At 66.9% G+C, this 16,780-nt stretch carries 15 protein-coding genes and 1 pseudogene; 9 read left to right on the top strand and 7 right to left on the bottom strand.

Going from position 1 to position 16,780, the window contains the following annotated elements:
* Positions 1-7 precede the first annotated feature (7 nt).
* The gene (locus ACIBW7_RS36315) at positions 8-640 is read right to left on the bottom strand and encodes a TetR/AcrR family transcriptional regulator (RefSeq protein ID WP_397054458.1); all 633 of its coding nucleotides are present in this window, start codon (positions 638-640) and stop codon (positions 8-10) included.
* 79 nt (positions 641-719) lie between these two features.
* On the opposite strand from ACIBW7_RS36315, the gene ACIBW7_RS36310 reads away from it, so the two are divergent.
* The 4 genes from ACIBW7_RS36310 (at position 720) to ACIBW7_RS36295 (ending at position 4,691) form a co-directional block, all read left to right on the top strand.
* Entirely contained in the window at positions 720-1,562 is an 843-nt protein-coding gene (locus ACIBW7_RS36310; protein ID WP_397054456.1) for an SDR family NAD(P)-dependent oxidoreductase, read from the top strand.
* Entirely contained in the window at positions 1,559-2,806 is a 1,248-nt protein-coding gene (locus ACIBW7_RS36305) for a cytochrome P450 (RefSeq protein ID WP_397054454.1), read from the top strand. The genes ACIBW7_RS36310 and ACIBW7_RS36305 overlap by 4 nt, the downstream gene beginning before the upstream one ends.
* 48 nt (positions 2,807-2,854) lie before the next feature.
* A complete protein-coding gene (locus tag ACIBW7_RS36300) occupies positions 2,855-3,859 on the top strand; it encodes an LLM class flavin-dependent oxidoreductase (RefSeq protein WP_397054452.1) in 1,005 nt (334 codons plus the stop codon).
* Positions 3,860-3,938: 79 nt separating this feature from the next.
* A complete protein-coding gene (locus ACIBW7_RS36295; RefSeq protein ID WP_397054450.1) occupies positions 3,939-4,691 on the top strand; it encodes an SDR family NAD(P)-dependent oxidoreductase in 753 nt (250 codons plus the stop codon).
* 63 nt (positions 4,692-4,754) lie between these two features.
* On the opposite strand, the gene ACIBW7_RS36290 is transcribed toward ACIBW7_RS36295, so the two are convergent.
* Positions 4,755-5,381 carry a PaaI family thioesterase gene (locus tag ACIBW7_RS36290; protein ID WP_387285322.1) on the bottom strand — a complete coding sequence of 209 codons (627 nt, stop codon included), beginning with the start codon at positions 5,379-5,381 and terminating at the stop codon, positions 4,755-4,757.
* A gap of 117 nt (positions 5,382-5,498) precedes the next feature.
* Here ACIBW7_RS36290 and ACIBW7_RS36285 point away from each other — a divergent pair, with 117 nt between their 5' ends.
* Positions 5,499-6,263 (top strand): crotonase/enoyl-CoA hydratase family protein, encoded by a 765-nt coding sequence (locus ACIBW7_RS36285; RefSeq protein WP_397054447.1) that lies wholly within the window; start codon positions 5,499-5,501, stop codon positions 6,261-6,263.
* Between the two features lie 103 nt (positions 6,264-6,366).
* Here the strand turns inward: ACIBW7_RS36285 and ACIBW7_RS36280 are convergent, their stop codons facing one another.
* The gene (locus tag ACIBW7_RS36280) at positions 6,367-7,845 is read right to left on the bottom strand and encodes a class I adenylate-forming enzyme family protein (RefSeq protein WP_397054445.1); all 1,479 of its coding nucleotides are present in this window, start codon (positions 7,843-7,845) and stop codon (positions 6,367-6,369) included.
* A gap of 50 nt (positions 7,846-7,895) precedes the next feature.
* A pseudogene (locus ACIBW7_RS36275) lies at positions 7,896-9,116 on the bottom strand (acyl-CoA dehydrogenase family protein).
* Between the two features lie 185 nt (positions 9,117-9,301).
* Between ACIBW7_RS36275 and ACIBW7_RS36270 the strand changes: the two are divergent.
* The 4 genes from ACIBW7_RS36270 (at position 9,302) to fabG (ending at position 14,158) form a co-directional block, all read left to right on the top strand.
* Positions 9,302-10,162 carry an NUDIX hydrolase gene (locus ACIBW7_RS36270; RefSeq protein WP_397054443.1) on the top strand — a complete coding sequence of 287 codons (861 nt, stop codon included), beginning with the start codon at positions 9,302-9,304 and terminating at the stop codon, positions 10,160-10,162.
* A 175-nt stretch (positions 10,163-10,337) separates the two neighbouring features.
* Positions 10,338-10,991 carry a PaaI family thioesterase gene (locus tag ACIBW7_RS36265; RefSeq protein WP_397054441.1) on the top strand — a complete coding sequence of 218 codons (654 nt, stop codon included), beginning with the start codon at positions 10,338-10,340 and terminating at the stop codon, positions 10,989-10,991.
* A gap of 69 nt (positions 10,992-11,060) precedes the next feature.
* The gene (locus ACIBW7_RS36260) at positions 11,061-13,376 is read left to right on the top strand and encodes an ATP-binding protein (RefSeq protein ID WP_397054439.1); all 2,316 of its coding nucleotides are present in this window, start codon (positions 11,061-11,063) and stop codon (positions 13,374-13,376) included.
* Between the two features lie 53 nt (positions 13,377-13,429).
* The gene (gene fabG, locus ACIBW7_RS36255; RefSeq protein ID WP_397054437.1) at positions 13,430-14,158 is read left to right on the top strand and encodes a 3-oxoacyl-ACP reductase FabG; all 729 of its coding nucleotides are present in this window, start codon (positions 13,430-13,432) and stop codon (positions 14,156-14,158) included.
* Between the two features lie 60 nt (positions 14,159-14,218).
* Here the strand turns inward: fabG and ACIBW7_RS36250 are convergent, their stop codons facing one another.
* The 3 genes from ACIBW7_RS36250 to ACIBW7_RS36240 all read right to left on the bottom strand — a co-directional run bounded on the left by ACIBW7_RS36250 (position 14,219) and on the right by ACIBW7_RS36240 (position 16,689).
* Complete coding sequence (locus ACIBW7_RS36250) at positions 14,219-14,800, bottom strand: TetR/AcrR family transcriptional regulator (RefSeq protein ID WP_397054435.1); 582 nt, start codon at positions 14,798-14,800, stop codon at positions 14,219-14,221.
* A gap of 132 nt (positions 14,801-14,932) precedes the next feature.
* On the bottom strand, positions 14,933-16,183 hold the full coding sequence (locus ACIBW7_RS36245) for a CaiB/BaiF CoA transferase family protein (RefSeq protein ID WP_397054433.1): 1,251 nt from the start codon (positions 16,181-16,183) through the stop codon (positions 14,933-14,935).
* Positions 16,180-16,689 (bottom strand): DoxX family protein, encoded by a 510-nt coding sequence (locus tag ACIBW7_RS36240; RefSeq protein WP_397054431.1) that lies wholly within the window; start codon positions 16,687-16,689, stop codon positions 16,180-16,182. The genes ACIBW7_RS36245 and ACIBW7_RS36240 overlap by 4 nt, the downstream gene beginning before the upstream one ends.
* Between the last annotated feature and the right edge of the window lie 91 nt (positions 16,690-16,780).

The raw sequence follows: 16,780 nt of genomic DNA, 5'->3' as shown, positions 1-16,780 counted from the left end.
TGGTCGTTCACAGTGCGGTAGTAGGTGCGGCAGTGGGGGCGCACAGTGTGGCGACCTGACTCAGTAGCGCCCGCCGGCAGACGTCCAGGTCGAGTGAACTGTCGGTGAACCACTCCCAGACGACGCCCCGAATCATCGCCATGACAGCGGTGCTGACCGAGGTGGTGTCCAGGTCGCGGCGCACGGTGCCGAGTGTTGTCCCCTCCCGCAGCGCGGCCTCGATCCGGCGCCGGAACGCCACGTTCTGCGCATGGACGACGGGCCGCAGCTCCGGCAACGCCGTCACCGCCTCGAAGGTGATGACGATGTAGGCGCGGCATGCGTCGGGATTTCGGTCCAAGCCGTCGAGCACCGCGGCGATATCGGCTTCGATGCGCGCGAATCCCCGGTGGGTTTCGTCCAGAGGATTCTGTGCCAGCACGTACTCGACGACTGCTGCCAGCAGCTTCGATTTGGTGCCGAAGTAGTGGGTGGCCAGGCTTCTGCTGTAGCCGGCGCGTTCGCCCAGGTCTGCCAGCGTCATGTTGGCGTATCCGCTGTCGGCGAGTAACCGGACGGCGGTCTCGATGATGGCCGCGCGGGCGGCGCCGCGGCGTTGCGCCTGAGTGCGTTTCTGCATCCGAGTGATTGACGTCACCATCTGACCCATGTTACTTGTTAAGAGTCCAATTAATTTATTTACCTATTTACAGCTCGTCGATGCAGACGTGGAGGTTGATGTGGTCGACAGTGCAGTCGCCGTCGTGACCGGGGCCGGGGGTGGTCTCGGATACGGGCTGGCAGCCAGTCTCGTGTCCAGGGGTATGAGTGTGGTGATCGCCGATATCGATGGCGATGCGCTGGCGTCGGCCGAGGAACGCCTGCGTGCGGAAGGAGCAGACGTACTCGCCGTCCGCACGGATGTCAGCAAGGCGGAGTCGGTGATGGAGCTGTCCGCGCGCACCTTCGACCGCTTCGGCCGGGTGGACGTGGTGTGTCTCAACGCCGGAGTCTCCATGCGCGGGCGGGCGTGGGAGTTGTCCATCTCGGACTGGCGCTGGGTCTACGACGTCAACGTTTTCGGTGTCGTCCACGGGATCCGTGCCTTCGTTCCGGCCTTGCTGGAGGCGGGGACCGGCCACGTCCTGATCACCGCGTCGAACAGCGCCGTGACCACCCTCGCGGCGCTCGCACCCTACGTGTCCAGCAAGCATGCCGTGGTCGCCGTCGCCGAGACCTTGCAGCACGATGTGCGCGAGGTGGGCTCCGACGTCGGAGTCTCGGTCGTGCTGCCCGGCGCGATCCGTTCGGGCATGGCGGACGCATTGCGCCATCGGCCGGCCGACTACGGCAGCGCGTCGATTCCGGAGGACGTGACTCGCGCCAGCCGCGCGTTCCTCGACCGGTTCGGGGCCGATCCGCGCGCGATGGCGGACGACGTTCTGCGGCACGCCCTCGACGAGCGTCGTTTCTGCATCTTCACCGACCCGGCGGACGCGGCGATGCTCGTCACCCACACAGAAGCACTGCGCGACGGCGAGTTGCCGCCCGTCATCGCGCCGGTCTCACAGGAGGTCAAATGACTCGAGCAATCGTGACGTCGGCGGACGCGGAGGCACGGGCACGTGCCGCAGGCGTACCGATCGTCGACTTCGACCCGGAAAGCGATCCGGCATTCAAGGCCGACCCGCTCGGCACGATCCTGGCGGCGCAGCGGTACGGCGATGTCTTCTACAGCACCGCGGCACGCGGTTTCTGGGTCGTCACCCGGCACGAACTGTGCCGGATGATCAGCCAGGACCTGGACGCGTTCTCGAACCAGGAAACATTCACCTTCTACCGGAATCCGCCGCCGATCTTCCATATCCCGGCCAACCTTGATCCGCCCGACCACGGCAAGATCCGGCGGTTGATCGGGCCACTGCTCTCGGCCGCGGTGGTGCGCAAGCTCGAGGAGCGGGCCAGGGCTTCGGTCGCGAGGATCGCTGAGGAGGTCATCGCACGGGGCGAGTGTGACTTGATGGCCGATGTGGCACTGCGGATTCCGGCCGAGGTCTTCCTCGAGCACATGGGCCTGCCCCTCGACCGCGCCGACGAGATCACCGCTACCCGGCTGCTGCCGGGCAAACTCAATGCCAGCAACGACCCCGACGGCACGCAGCTGGCCGCGGCGGTAGCCGCAGTGCGCGACATGTTCGAGGAGGTGGTGGCCGAGCGACGCCGCCGGCCCGCCGACGACATCCCGAGTTATCTGCTGTCCCAGACCGTCGACGGCAAGCCGCTCACCGACGAAGAAGTACTGCAGCTGTGCCACACCCTGCTCGGTACCTCGCTGGGCACGACCGCGTCGACCATGACATTCATGTTCCAACGGCTCGCCGGAGAACCCGAGCTGCGACGGAGCATCAACGAAACGCCGGAGATCGTCAAAGGTCTCGTCGAGGAGGCGCTGCGGTGCTACCCGGCGATTCCGATCGTGTCGCGAACCGTTCGGTCCGACCGCGATTTCCAGGGGATCCCGTGGAAGGAGGGCGACCGGCTGGTGCTGCTGCTGTCCGCGGCGAACGCCGATCCCGACGTCTTCCCGGAGCCGGACCAATTCGATCCGGACCGCCGGCCGGTACGTCACCTGGGGTTCGGTGCCGGCCCGCACCGATGCGCCGGTTCGCTCCTGGCGCAGATGGAGCTCCGCGTTCTCGTCGAGGAATGGCATCGCCGTATCCCGGACTACTACGTCGGCGATCTGTCCGAACTCACGCACGAGGTGTCGGTCGCGGTCCGCATGACGACCTTGCCCCTTGTGGTCGGCGCGCCGGTCGCGCAATGAGCCTCTTCCCGGCGCGCAACCCTCCGACATCGCAAGGAACACATAGATATGCCCCATCTTCGCCTCTCGTTCGATCTTCGCCGACCGGAGTTCGTCACCGCCAGTTCGGCGGAGCTCGCAGCGACGATGCTCGACATCTGTGAGTGGGCCGACGGCCTCGGCTTCGACATGACCTACTTCGGCGAGCATCACGGTGCGGAGGACCACTACCTCCCCTCACCGCTCATCGCCTCGGCCGCCGCTGCCGGGCGTACCTCGCGGATGCGGTTCCGGCCCATCCTGCTCACTCCGCTTTATCACCCGATCCGCCTTGCCGAGGACATCGCGGTGGCCGACCTGGTCAGTAATGGCCGAATGAGCCCGGTCTTCGCCGCGGGCTACCGGAAGCAAGAATTCGACATGTACCACGTCGAACTGAGTGAGCGGCGCGAGCGGTTGCTCGAGGCCGTGGAGGTCTGCAAGCGCGCTTGGACCGGCGAGCCATTCGACTTCCGCGGCACCACGGTCACCGTCACCCCCCGGCCCGCCCAGTATCCCCGCCCGCCGATCATCATGGGCGGGGCGGCGGAGGTGCCCTCCCGGCGGGCCGCCCACCTGGCCGACGGCTTCGACCCGGCGGAACCCAAGGCATGGGAGTTCTACCGGGATGAGTCCCTGAAGCTGGGTCGCGACCCCGGGCCGTGGGTGCCCCGCAGCCCGACATTCCTGTACGTGTCCCATGATCCCGACGCGGCATGGGCGGAGGTCGGCCCGAACCTTCTGCACGCTGCGAACACCTACGCTCGATGGATCGCGCAGTCCGCGATGCGGGAAAGCGAGTGGTACCCCCCGATCTCGTCGGTGGACGAGCTGCGTGTCGGGAATGCCTACGAGATCGTCACTCCCGAGCGTTGCGTCGAGATCGGGCGCGAACTCGGCCCCGACGGGCACCTGGTCCTGCGGCCCCTCTTCGGTGGGACCGAACCGAAAAACGCGTGGGCCAGCCTGCGGCTGTTCGAGTCCGAGGTGCTGCCGCACCTCGAGGTCCCCGACCCGCTCCCGTGGACAGGCTGAGATCGACGATGCTTCCGGCGAGGATTTCCCCCGAGAGGCATCACATTCAACTGATTCTTTTCGTAGAGCGGAGTTGTATATGACAGGGACACGACTAGCCGGACAGACCATCCTGGTCACCGGGGCAGGGCAGGGCATCGGCCGGGGTACCGCCCTCGCGCTGGCGAAGGAAGGGGCCCAGGTCGCCCTCGCCGGTCGGACGAAGGCGAAGTGCGAGGTCGTCGCGAAGGAGATCGAGGCCTTCGGCGGGACCGCGTTCGCGCTCGGTTGCGATGTGACCGAGCGGTCCCAGGTGGACCGGGCGGTAGCGGACGTGGTCGAGCATTTCGGGGGCTTGACCGGGCTGGTGAACAACGCCGCCTCCAGCGTCCAGCAGCCACTCGCACAGGTCACCGACGCCGACGTCGAGTTGTGCTGGCGCTCCGGTGCGATGGGCACCCTCTACGGAATGCAGGCTGCGTTGCCGCACCTGCGCGCCGCGGGCGGTGGTTCGATCGTCAACTTCGGTTCGAGCACGGCGGTCGACGGCAACGCCACCTTCGGTGCCTATGCCATGGCGAAGGAGGCGATTCGCGGGCTGTCCCGGGTCGCCGCGCGGGAATGGGGGCGCTACAACATTCGAGTGAACGTCATTGTGCCCGTGGCCAATTCGCCGGCATCCGTGGAATTCGGCGAGGAGCACCCCGAGCGTTTCGAGGCGGTGCAGAAATCGCTGGCCCTGCGCCGGGTGGGCGACTGCGAGACCGATATCGGCCGCGCCGTCGTCGCCCTCGTATCGGACGATCTCTCCTATCTGACCGGTGACACCCTGATGCTGACCGGCGGTAAGTGAGTTACCGGTCCAGCGGTCCCTTTTCAGCACCGACCCGGGGCGGGCGGTGCTGAAAAGGGGCGGTCAGTGCTGGCCCGGGCGCAGCTGGACGAACAACCCCTCGGCCTCGGCGCACAACGTGGTGCCGTCCCGGAGTGTGCCGCGCAGGATCCGTTTGCGGCCCTCCTCGCTGACGAACCATGCCTCGATGTCGAGATCCTTCTCGACCGGCGTGATGCTGCGGTAGTCGACGTGCAGATATGCGGTGCGGGCCACGGTGCGCCCGCCGGACCCGGACAGCCGGCCGAGCAAGTCGTCGAAGACGAGCGGAATCGTGCCGCCGTGGGCGGCGCCGTTGCCGCCGAGGTGGAAGCGGCCGAAACGAACGCGTCCGCGGACGCTCTTGTCGTCCATGACGACGTCGCGGACCAGGGGTAGCAGAACCGAACCCCGGCCTGGCAGATCGGCCGAGAACCCGCTGATCTGCGACCATTCATCACGCTCGAAGCGGGCGAGGAGATCGGCCACGCGCTTGATGCCGATTGTCGCTTCGGTGGCGGCGTGCTCGTCGGGGACCGCGGCGGCGATCCGGTCCTGCAGCTCGCGGGCCGCGTCGATCATCTCCGCGTAGCCGGCGGGCGGTACCGGAGTGGTCCTGCTGCGCCACCAGTTCGGAGGGATCGGGTCCGTGACTTCCTGCGGCTGTGGCATGGATGGCTGTCCTTCCTTCGACGACGCTTCTCATCGCCGCACTGTGGCGCACAATATAGGTATATTAACTAAATACATTAGCTCACTATTCTCCGACTGCGAAGGGACGGTGTACCGGTGTCGGACGAGGTTGTGACCGAACGCGCGGGCAACATACTGATCATCACGTTGAACCGGCCGGAGGTTCGCAACGCTGTGAACGAGGTCGCCGCGCACGCGGTGGCAGCAGCGGCGGACCTGCTCGACGGGGACCCGTCGTTGGTTCTGGGCATCATTACCGGAGCGGGAGGTACCTTCTGCGCCGGAATGGACCTGAAGGCCTTCCTGAACGGTGAAATTCCCCGGATCGAAGGACGTGGGCTGGCCGGCATCGCGATCACCCCGCCACGTAAGCCGATGATTGCGGCTGTCGAGGGGCATGCCGTGGCCGGCGGCTGCGAGATCGCCCTGGCGTGCGACATGATCGTCGCTGCGCGCGACGCCTCCTTCGGTCTGCCCGAGGTCAAACGATCACTGGTGGCAGGCGGCGGCGGGCTGCTGCGGTTGCCCGAGCGGATCCCGGCCGGCATCGCGATGGAGTACGCACTGACGGGTCGATCGTTCGGGGCGGAGGATGCCGCCCGGTGGGGCCTGGTGAACCGGCTGACCGAACCCGGCGAGGCGCTCACCGGTGCGCGAGAGCTCGCCGCGGAGATCGCCGCCAACGGCCCGCTGGCCGTTCAGGCCAGCAAAGAGGTGCTTGTGTCAGCACGGGACTGGTCCGGCACCGACCGCTGGCAGCGGCAGCGGGAAGTGGCCGACCCGGTGCTGTTCTCGGCGGATGCGAAGGAGGGGGCCCGGGCTTTCGCTGAGAAACGGGCGCCTGTGTGGCGTGGCCGGTAAGCAACCGAGTAATTCTCGGTCGTAGCCGGGCCGGAGGAGCCTCCGCCCAGCTACCGCACCACGCGCATCGAAGTCGAACGACGGGCGCGGCGCCGACCGAATATCAGATGCCGACCTCGGCTGCGGCGCGGTCTGTGAGTACCCGGCGCAGAATCTTGCCGTTCGGGTTGCGTGGCATGTCGGCGATGAACTCCCATGCCGCCGGCACCTTGAATCCGGCAAGCCGGGCACGAGTGTAGGCGCGCAGCGCCTCGGAGTCGGGTTCGGTTTCGGCGGCGACGATATAGGCCTTGATGGTTTCACCCAGCCGCCGGTCCGGCACCCCGACGATAATCGCCTCCTGCACCTGCGGGTGCGTGAGCAGCACCTGTTCGACCTCGAGCGGATACACGTTCTCGCCGCCCCGGATTATCTTGTCGCCCCGCCGTCCGACCAGATACAGATAACCGTCGTCGATCCGGCCGAGATCGCCGGTGTGCTGCCAGCCCTCGGAATCGACGAGGAACGAGTGCGGAGCCCGCCCCCACACCTCGCCGATGCCCTCCTCGTCCGGATCGTTGATCCGCAGCTCCGTACCGGGTGCCGCCCGGCCCACCGACTTCAGCAGTTCCGGGCGGGGGCCGGCGGCGAGCCGATGGTCCTCCGGAAGCAGTACGGCCACTGGGGAGCCCTCGGTCTGACCGAACAGATTGACGAATTTCGCGTCCGGCATGACGAGCTGGATCCGCCGCATTGTCTCAGGGTGGATGGGCGCACCACCGTAGCCGAGCACTCGCAGACTGCTCGATGTCAGGGCGCCCGCCGACAGCAACATCTCGAAAACCGAGGGGATCGTCACCGCGTGGGTGGGACGCGCGGCTTCGAGCGCCTTCCACGCCTCGACCGAGAACGCCGGGAACACCGCCAGCGAGACGCCGTTACCGAGTGCCACCGCGATATTTCCGAGACCACCGACATGATGGAACAGGGACGTCGTGACGACTCGATCTTCCGGTTGCAGACCGAGGAGATAGCCGTTGACGTCGGCCCGGCGTCCGAGCGGGAATTCCTTCACCTCGACGCGCTTGGGCAGTCCGGTTGTTCCGGAGGTGTGCATCGCCAGCACGACCCGGTCCGGGTCGATATTCGGTTCCAGCGGGCCGTCCCCGGCGAGTTCGCCCTCGACCACGACCAGTCGCCTACCGGTTTCGGCCGCGAGGCGGGTGGCGAGGTCGGCGTACTCGGGTTCGGTGACCAGCAGATCCCCGTCCAGCTGGGCAAGACAGGCGACCAGTTCGGGCTCCGTCATCCGCGGTGCCAGGGGTGCGAGCGGGCGGTTCGCCACCGCCCCGGCGACCAGTAGGGCAATCGAGTTCGGCCGGGTGGTCAGCAGCGCCGGTACCAGCTCACCGGGTGTATCCGATTCTCCGCGCAGCAACTCGGCCCCGCCGGCGATCATCGTGCTGAACCGAGCCCGCGACCAGGTCTGTGGACCGTCCGGGGTGGCCTCGACCAATGCGATCCGCTCCGGGTCCTGCCGGAGGTGGCCCAGAACGCGCTGGGTCCAGGTCTGAAGTGGGGAAGGCTGGTAATCCTCGTACATGGACTCTCCGGATCGGGCGAGGGGTTTGCGAAAAATGCTGGTGAACCCGATCAAGACGGCCGGGGTTCCTTCGGCAGGCCGAGCACGGACTCGGCCAGGATGTTGCGCTGAATCTCGGAGGTGCCGGCGTAGATCGTCCCCGATATGGCGATCATCCAGGTGCCGGCCCAAGACGCCGACGAGTTGGGGGTGTCGGGGTCGTCCGCGCGGTAGTGCCGGATCGGCTGGCGGCCCGTCGGGGCCAGCGCGTCGGCGCCCAGCAGATTCACCGCGAGATCGGTCGTCTTGCGGTGATGCTCGCTCCAATACAGCTTCGAGATCGACGAATCGCGGCCCGGCGTCCGGCCGGCCAGCCACCCCGTCAGGGTTCGCATTCCGAGATACCGCATGATCTGCGCTCACGTGTAGGCCCGGGCGAGATCGTCGCGGACGGCCTCGTCTCGGTGGCGACCGTGTTCGGTCGCCAGCGCGATGAGCCGATCGACCTCGGCCTGGAAGTAGATCGGGTTGGTCGCCGCCTCGTCGCCGCGTTCGAGGCCGAGCAGAGCCATCGCCGCCTTCCAGCCCTCGCCGGGGCCGATCACGACGTTCTCCCGGGCGGTGCGGACACCGTCGAAGTAGACCTCGTTGAAGTTGTCGCCGCCGCTGAGCATGGATATCGGGCGGATCGTGATACCGGGCTGGTTCATCGGCACCAGCAGCATGGTGATACCCCGGTGCCGGGAGGCGTCCGGGTCGCTGCGGGCGAGCACGAAGATCCAGTTCGCGGTGCGCGCGTCCGACGTCCAGATCTTCTGGCCGTCGATCACCCAGGTGTCGCCGTCCAATCGGGCGCGTGTCCGCAGACCGGCGAGGTCGGAGCCGGCGCCGGGTTCGGAGAAGCCCTGGCACCAGCGGTCTTCACCGCTGACGATGCGCGGCAGGAATTGCCGCTTCTGCTGCTCGGTGCCATAGCGCAACAGCAGATTGCCGATCATCTTGATCGAGAACACGTCGTTCTTACCGTTCAACGGCACGCCGACGGTAGCGAACTCCTCGGCCAGCACGACCTGTTGCAGCCGGGTCAGGCCGGCACCACCGTATTCGGTCGGCCAGCTCGGGGTGAGATACCCGCATTCGGCCAACCGAGTACGCCACCACGCTGTGAACGAGCGTGCGTCGTCTTCGTCCAGGTTACCCAGGCCACGCCAGTCGTCGGGGAGCTCGCGTGCGAGGAAGGCTCGGATCTCGGCGCAGAAGTCCGCCATCTCCGGCGGATATTCGAGGTTCATGCCCGAGGGCCCCGGCCGGATCGCGTTGTGGACATACGGCTCCCTTTCCGCGTGCGCGCCTCGGGCGAGCGCGCAAGCATGGTATAGATCTATTATATAACTATATAGTCGCCTGGGTGTGGGTTCGGGGAACGCGCCTCGGACAGCACGAACGAACTGGCCGCGACTGGTGGAGTGGGTGGTACATGAACACGGAGGATGGAGCTGCGACAGGTGAACGACCGAATTCGCTACGCCCGCTGTCGCCACGCGGTGTCGAACAGCTGGCGGAATTCGACGGCAACGCCGTCCAGGCCCGTGACGCGTCAACCGTCGTGCTGCTGCGGAACGCCGCACGCGGGCTGGAGTCACTGTTTCTGCGTCGGCAGCCCAGCATGGCCTTTGCGGCCGGGATGCACGTTTTTCCGGGTGGGGGAGTGCAGCAGTCCGACAGGGAGGCCGGCGTGCCGTGGGCAGGCCCCTCTGCGCAGAAATGGTCGGACATTCTGGGGTGCTCGCCGGAACTCGCCCGTTCCCTTGTCGTCGCTGCGGTCCGGGAGACATTCGAGGAAACCGGAGTATTGCTCGCCGGTCCGAACGGGGTCACCGTTGTTGCAGACACGTCGACCGCGGCACTGCAGGATGCGCGCATCGCTCTGGAAGCGAAACAGTTGTCGTTGCGGGACTTCCTCCTGGCGCAAGGGCTAATGCTGCGCGCTGATCTGCTGCACGCGTGGGCGCACTGGATCACCCCGGCGCACGAACCCCGCAGGTTCGATACCCGCTTCTTCGTCGCGGCACTGCCGCAAGGCCAGCGGATCGGGGCGCTGCCGCGCGAAGCGGATCGAACACTGTGGCTCCCGGTTCGGGCGGCCGCCGACGCTGCGCGTGCCGGCGAACTCGCGATGATGGCGCCGACGAGTCACACCTGCCGGAGCTTGGCGGGGCTCGCCGACGTGGACAAACTGGCGGTCGCGGCGGCGCGGCCACTGGTGACCATCGAACCGAGAGTCGTCGATATCGCCGGCCGACGCTACCTCGACGTGCCTCCGGCGCACGAGTTCTAGTAGTTGGGTGGTCATGAGAACAGAGCTGACGAATTCGGAATGCGGGGGCTGTGCGGGCGCGTCCGGCACGTCGATGCCATCTGCGGAGCCGAATACCGGCTCCGGTTCCAGAAGGGTGATGTTCCGGATCCCCCTGGGACCGCTTGCCACGGCCGATACGTCTCGCGTCGATTCGATGTCGCTGGCGATCATCGCGGATGCCGCGGTGGGGACCGCGGTGCTCAGGGGACGGGCGGCCGGGGTCATGGCCGAGCTGTGCATCGACCACGTCGGCATCCCGGATTCCGGCGCCACCGCGCTCGACATACTTGCGGAGGCGCTCGAGACCGGGCCGGATACGGGTACCGGCCGGGCGACGATCCAAGACGACACGGGGGCCGTGGTAGCCCAAGCGATGGGTGTGGTGGCCGTCGATCCTGACGGTGGACCGGTGCAGTCGCGGGTACGCCCACGATCCTTCGATCCTCCGGACGCCCGGCTGGTGCCGCTCGATTCCGACTCCGTGCAGGTGGAAATCCGTCGCGATATGCTGAACGATCGCGGCACTGTCCACGGGGGCGTTCTGCTGGGGTTGGTGCACAAGGCTCAGGAGTGGTTCCAGCAGTGTCACGGGGTTCGTTGCCGGCCGCTGCGGGTCACCATCGACTATCTCCGGCCGGCACTCGATGACCGGCACCTCGTGTTGCGCTCTTCGCTCGAACGGCGTGGGCGCCGCCTGTGGATCGTGCGTACCGTGATTCTCGACCGGTCCGGTCGGACGGTGGCAGTTGCATGGGGGACGGGTGCGGTGACCGCTGGATCGATAGCTTCTCTCGAATTGAGAGGTTAAGGTCACAGTGTCGGGTGCCGGCGCATCCGTCACCGATCTGATCGGGCTTCATGAGGAGGCTTCTGGGTGGTGTCCGCACGAAAGGGACCAGTCGGCAATCTGCCCGCCCGGTTGGACGAGTTCGTCGGACGAAACCTGGAACTGGGCGACGTCCGCCACGCGATGGAATCCTCCAGACTCGTCACTCTGGTCGGGCCGGGAGGGGTGGGCAAGACGAGGCTTGCGCTGCAGGTGGCCGCGGACCTCCAACGCGCGTTCCCGCACGGCGTGTGGTTCGTGGACGTCGCACCGTTGCAGGACCCGGAACTGCTTGCCTCCACAGTGGCATCGGTGCTCGAGCTGCCCACCGGATCCTCGCGCTGGGCGCCGGGGCTGCTCGGACGGCAACTGGCGGATCGGGCGATGTTGCTGGTCCTCGACAATTGCGAGCACCTGAGCGAGGCATGCGCGGAACTGGTCGACACGTTGCTCAAGGCGGCGTCGCACCTGAAAATGCTGGTGACCAGCCGCCAGCCGCTCGGGGTCAAAGGTGAACATATTCGGAGCGTGCAGCCGCTGCGGGTGCCGGCTGCGGGGGATGAAAACCTCGATGAGCTGGCGCGCTGCGATGCGGTGCGCCTGTTTCTCGAGCGCGCTACTGCTGTGGAAACCGGCTTCGCGCTCACGGCCGACAATGCCGCGGCGGTTGCCGGGTTGTGCCGGCGTCTCGACGGGTTGCCGCTGGCTCTGGAACTGGCTGCCGCGCGGATCCGCCATCTGTCTCCGCAACAGATCCTGAGCCGACTCGATGGACGATTTCAGCTGCTGCGTACCGATAGCGCGCTCGCCGCCCCCCGCCAGCGCAGTCTGCATTCGTTGATCGGGTGGAGCTACGACCTCTGCACCCCCGCTGAGCGAGAGTTGTGGTCGCGGCTGACGGTCTTCTCTGGGTCCTTCAGCGCCCCTGCGGCCGAGGCGATCTGCGCGGGAACCATCGTCGCGCGGGAGGATGTTCTCGACCTGCTGGCTCGGCTCGTCGATCGATCAATCGTCGTTACGGTACGCCAGTCGTCGGAGGTGCGTTATCGGATGCTGGAGACCATCCGGGCCTTCGGTCAGGAGCGTATCGCCGCGAGCGGGGACGAGGAGAACCTACGTCGGCGGCATCGCGACTATTTCCGTGACCGGCTCGTCGAACGCTACCCGCACTGGTTCGGTCCGGGCCAATACGACACCATGGCGTGGGTTCGCGCCGAACGCGACAACCTCCGAGCCGCGATCGACTTCTGTCTCGGCGAACCTACGGATGCTCGCGCGGCCGCGGTTATCGCAAGCGGCCTCGGCGGGGAGACATTGCTGACCGGCCGGCTCGGAGAGGGAAGGCTGTGGATCGACCGTGTGCTGGCCGTCCTCGACGAGGACTGCACCGAACGCGCGATCCTGCTGTGGATTTCCGGCCAGTGTGCGGGGAATCAGGGTGATTTCGAGTCAGCCGAGCGGCTCCTACGCCGCGGGCAGCAGACCGCGCAGCTCATCGGCGCTCGCCACGAAGAGGCAATGGCCACTGTTTTCCTCGGTGCGCTCCGAATGTCGTTGGGCGCCTCGACGGAGGCCATCGAGCTCTTCGACCAGGCGCTCGAGTCGCTGGTGCACGACGACCCGCTGGCTCTCGCACTGCTCCTGCTGCACAAGGGCAAGGCGGTCTACCAGCTCGGCGACCCGGCGGCCGGGATGCGGCTGTGTCGGGAGTCGCTAGCCGTGTGCGAGCGCCACGACGAGCATTGGCATCGGGCCGAGGCACTGTGGGAACTGGCCAACCTCTGCTTGTACGAAGGCCAGACCGACGAGGCTGCTGTGCGGGCGTTGGAAAGCCTGCGACTGAACTGCGAATTCCGCAACCCCGTGGGGATCGCCCGGTGTATCGAAACCCTGGCGTGGATCGCCGAGGCACGCGCCGAGCATGCGCGGGCGGCAAGGTTGCTCGGCAGCACAGATGCGCTGTGGCGGACGACCGATGCGCTGTTCGACCTGCAGTCGGTGCGTCACCACGAGAGATGCCGCGATCAGGCGGTCCGAGCGTTGGGCGAGCGGGCGTTCCGGGCGCAATTCGAGGCGGGGGTCCGGGCACCGGTCGCCGAAAGTATCGCCTTCGCACTGGGCGAAGTTCCGGCGTCGTCCGCCGAGTCGGCGGATTCCGAGAACGTGCGGTTGACGCCGCGGGAATGGGAAATCGCCGACCTGCTCGCGCACGGCGCCAGCAACCGCGATATCGCCTCGAAGCTCGTGATTTCCCCGCGGACGGTCGAAGGGCATGTGGTCAATATTCTCGGCAAGCTCGGGTTTTCGTCCCGGGTGCAGGTCGCGGTGTGGATAGCCGAGCACGGTGCCGCGCGTCACTCGCTGTAACCCCGTATATAGTGCAATGAATAAGTGCTTAGTGCGAGGGAGGATCAACCGAAATGACCCTGTTGAAGGGGCGCGTCGCCGTTGTCACCGGCGGTGCCCAAGGACTGGGCTTGGCGATCGCGGAGACGTTCGTCGAGCACGGCGCTCAGGTGATGCTCGCGGATCTCGACGGTGAAGCCGCTGAGCGTGCGGCCGAGCGCCTCGGTGGAGCGGCGCGACGGTGCGATGTTACGGATGAAGACGGGATGACCGCCCTGATCGACGACACCGTACGACTTTTCGGATCGGTGGACATCATGGTCAACAATGCCGGAATCACGCGGGACAAGACCATGCGGAAGATGACTTCCGAGGACTTCCGCACGGTCCTGGACGTCCACGTCTACGGCGCGTGGCTGGGCACCCGGGCGGCCGGCGCCGTGATGCGCGAGCAGGGCCGCGGTTCGATCATCACCATGTCGTCGATCTCGGGCAAGGTCGGCAACTTCGGCCAGACCAACTACAGCGCTGCCAAGGCGGGCATGGTCGGCCTGACGAAGGCCGCGGCGAAGGAACTCGCCGGTGCGGGGGTACGGGTCAACGCCATCCAGCCCGGACTCATCCGGACCGCCATGACCGAGGCCATGCCACAGCACGCCTGGGACTCGAAACTGGCGGAGATTCCGATGAAGCGGGCGGGTGAGCCGCGCGAGGTGGCTTCGGTGGCGTTGTTCCTCGCCAGCGATCTGTCCAGCTACCTCACCGGCACGGTTCTGGAGGTAACGGGCGGCCGGTACATGTAACCGCGGCCGGTCCGGCCGGCCGAATCGACATGCGGCCGGCCGGACCGGTGGGGCGCGGTGTCATCGGGACCGATCCGAGGACACTCGCTGCTGGAAGGCCAGTTCGACGAGATCGGTGAGGCTCGAGGACGGATCGAACCTGTCCCAGTAGCGCAATGCCGCACTGAGGCAGGACACGGCGATCGACGCGACCAGGGTGTGTCGAAGCGTGGGCGTCGCCGCGCCTTCTTCAGTGGCGAGTTGCCGAGCGATCTCGCGTTCCCATCGCAGTCGGGTACGCAGGCTGCGGGCCTCGAGCGATCGGGTGGTCATGACCAGCCGAGTCAGGGTCTGCGTGCGTTCGTCCTGGAGTTCGGCCGCGAACTTCGTAATCGGTTCTTCCAGTGCGGCGACGTCGACCGAGGAATCCGAGCGCGCTGCCACGTACTCGACCATGGTCCTCGCGGAGTCGTCTTCGTCCCCGAAGAGGATGTCCTCCTTGCTGGGGAAATGCCGGAACACCGTCGCGCTCGACAGTCGCGCGGCGCGGGCGATCTGCTCGACCGTGGTGGCGTCGTACCCCTGCTCCGCGAACAGGACGAGCGCCGCCGCGGTGATGTCGTTGCGCGCCCGGATGCGGTTGCGTTCCCTGAGCGTGCTCACGTCGTGCCCCACTCTGCCTTGATAGAAGTTCTCGAAATGAAGGTTTCTAGCGCAAGTAACTTTATCAAGTACCGGTCATTTCCCACTCCGGGCGGATACAGGCGCCGAGCAGGGGTCACCGGGTCGTCGCCTTCAGCTGGCCGAACCGGCGTAGGCGGGACCTATCGCGCCCGCGGCGCGGAGTCGAGCGAGGTCTTCCCCGGCCAGGCCGAGACCGCGGAGAACGGTGTCGGTGTGCTCGCCGAGAGCGGGAATCGGGCCGAGGACCGGATCGTATCCGCCGAGCACCGGGGGTGCCAGCAATGTGCGCACCGGGCCTACCGGTGAGCTCACCTCCCGCCACCTGCCCCGGGCCGCCAGATGCGGGTGGGCCACGACATCTGTGGTCGTGTTGTAGCGCGCGTTGCCGATCCCGGCGGTGTCGGCGGATTTCTGGATGTGGGCCAGCGTGTGACGGGCGCACCAGTCGCCGATCACTCGGTCCAGCTCGGCGCGGTGGGCTACCCGCCCTGGACCGTCCCGATACCGTTCATCGGTTGCCAGGTCGTGGCGGCCGAGCAGCTCGGTGGCCAGCCGCTGCCATTCGCGGTCGTTCGTGGTGCCGAGTACGACGACCTGGCCATCGCTCGTCGCGTAGGAGCTGTAGGGCGCGACCGACGGCGACCCCATACCCACCGGTTCCTGGTCCTGGCCTGTGTACCCGCTCCAGGTCAAGGCGTAGCCCATCAGCTCGGTCATGGTGTCGAACAGGCTTACCGCAGTCTTCCCGCCGTGCCCGGTTCGGCCCCGGGCCTGAAGTGTGGCCAGAATCGAGATCACACCGTAGAGCCCGGTGCAGGCGTCCGCTACCGGGGGACCGGGCTTGGCCGGCTCCCCGGGGAGTCCGGTGATCGAGCATGCGCCGGACTCCGCCTGTGCGAGCAGATCGTAGGCGCGCTTGTCCGACAGCGGTCCACCACTGCCGTATCCGGAGATCTCGCAAGTCACCAACCTGGGGTACGTCAGTTCCAGGGATTCGGCGTCCAGCCCGAGCCGGGCCGTGGCGCCCGGAGCCAGATTCGTGACGAACGCGTCGGCATCGGCGAGCAGCCGGTGCAGGACTTCGAGCCCCTCCGGCGACTTGAGGTTGAGCGTGACCGATTCCTTGCCGCGATTGAGCCAGACGAAGTGTGCCGCCATTCCGTGGACCACCTCGTCGTAGTCGCGGGCGAAATCACCCCCCGCCGGATTCTCGATCTTGATTACCCGGGCGCCGAGATCGGCCAGGGTGCGAGTGCACAACGGGGCGGAAACCGCCTGCTCGAGGCTGACCACCGTGAGCCCGGCCAGCGGCCCCGAGCGCGCGGCCGGCGCTTCGTCGCCGATCTGCAGTCGGTCGTTCACCGGGCCTCCGCGGGTACGGGCCGATAGCAAGCCCACAACAGCGCTGCCCCCGCGGCCGAACCACCAACCGCCGAGAACAGGAATCCGGGCAGGCCCGACAGTGGGTCGGTGAGCCCCAGCACGCCGTCGAGCGACCACTCCCCGGGGCCGGTGGTGCTGAGAGCGACGCCGATGGCCGCGAGCACAAGGTTGTATTCCCAGCCGGAGTTGACCGAGTAGAACCCGTTGGCGCGATGCACAGTCCACGCGGCGACCAGCATCAATCCGACGAATCCCGCGCCGGCGAGCGGGGTGAGCAGGCCGAGCGCCAACATGATGCCGGCCCCGACCTCGGTGCCGGCCGCCGCGACGGCGTGTAACCGTCCCGGCCGCATTCCGATGCTGTCGAACCATCGAGCGGTTCCCGGGATCCGTCCGCCGGAGTAGAACTTCTGATAGCCGTGAGCGGCCATGGTAAGTCCTGCGATCACCCGCAACAGCAGTGCGCCTGCATCGAGTGCGGTCATTAGTTGCGCCTTCCGGTAGTAGGTATCACATTGCACCATATAGCGACCCGATACACACGGTCGCGGAATGCTGGTAGGTAGATAAATAGCT

The sequence above is a fragment of the Nocardia sp. NPDC049526 genome, assembly GCF_044465765.1.
Lineage (GTDB): Bacteria > Actinomycetota > Actinomycetes > Mycobacteriales > Mycobacteriaceae > Nocardia.
Note: the sequence above shows the minus strand (reverse complement) of the source record. Positions and strands in the feature narration are given on the sequence as shown.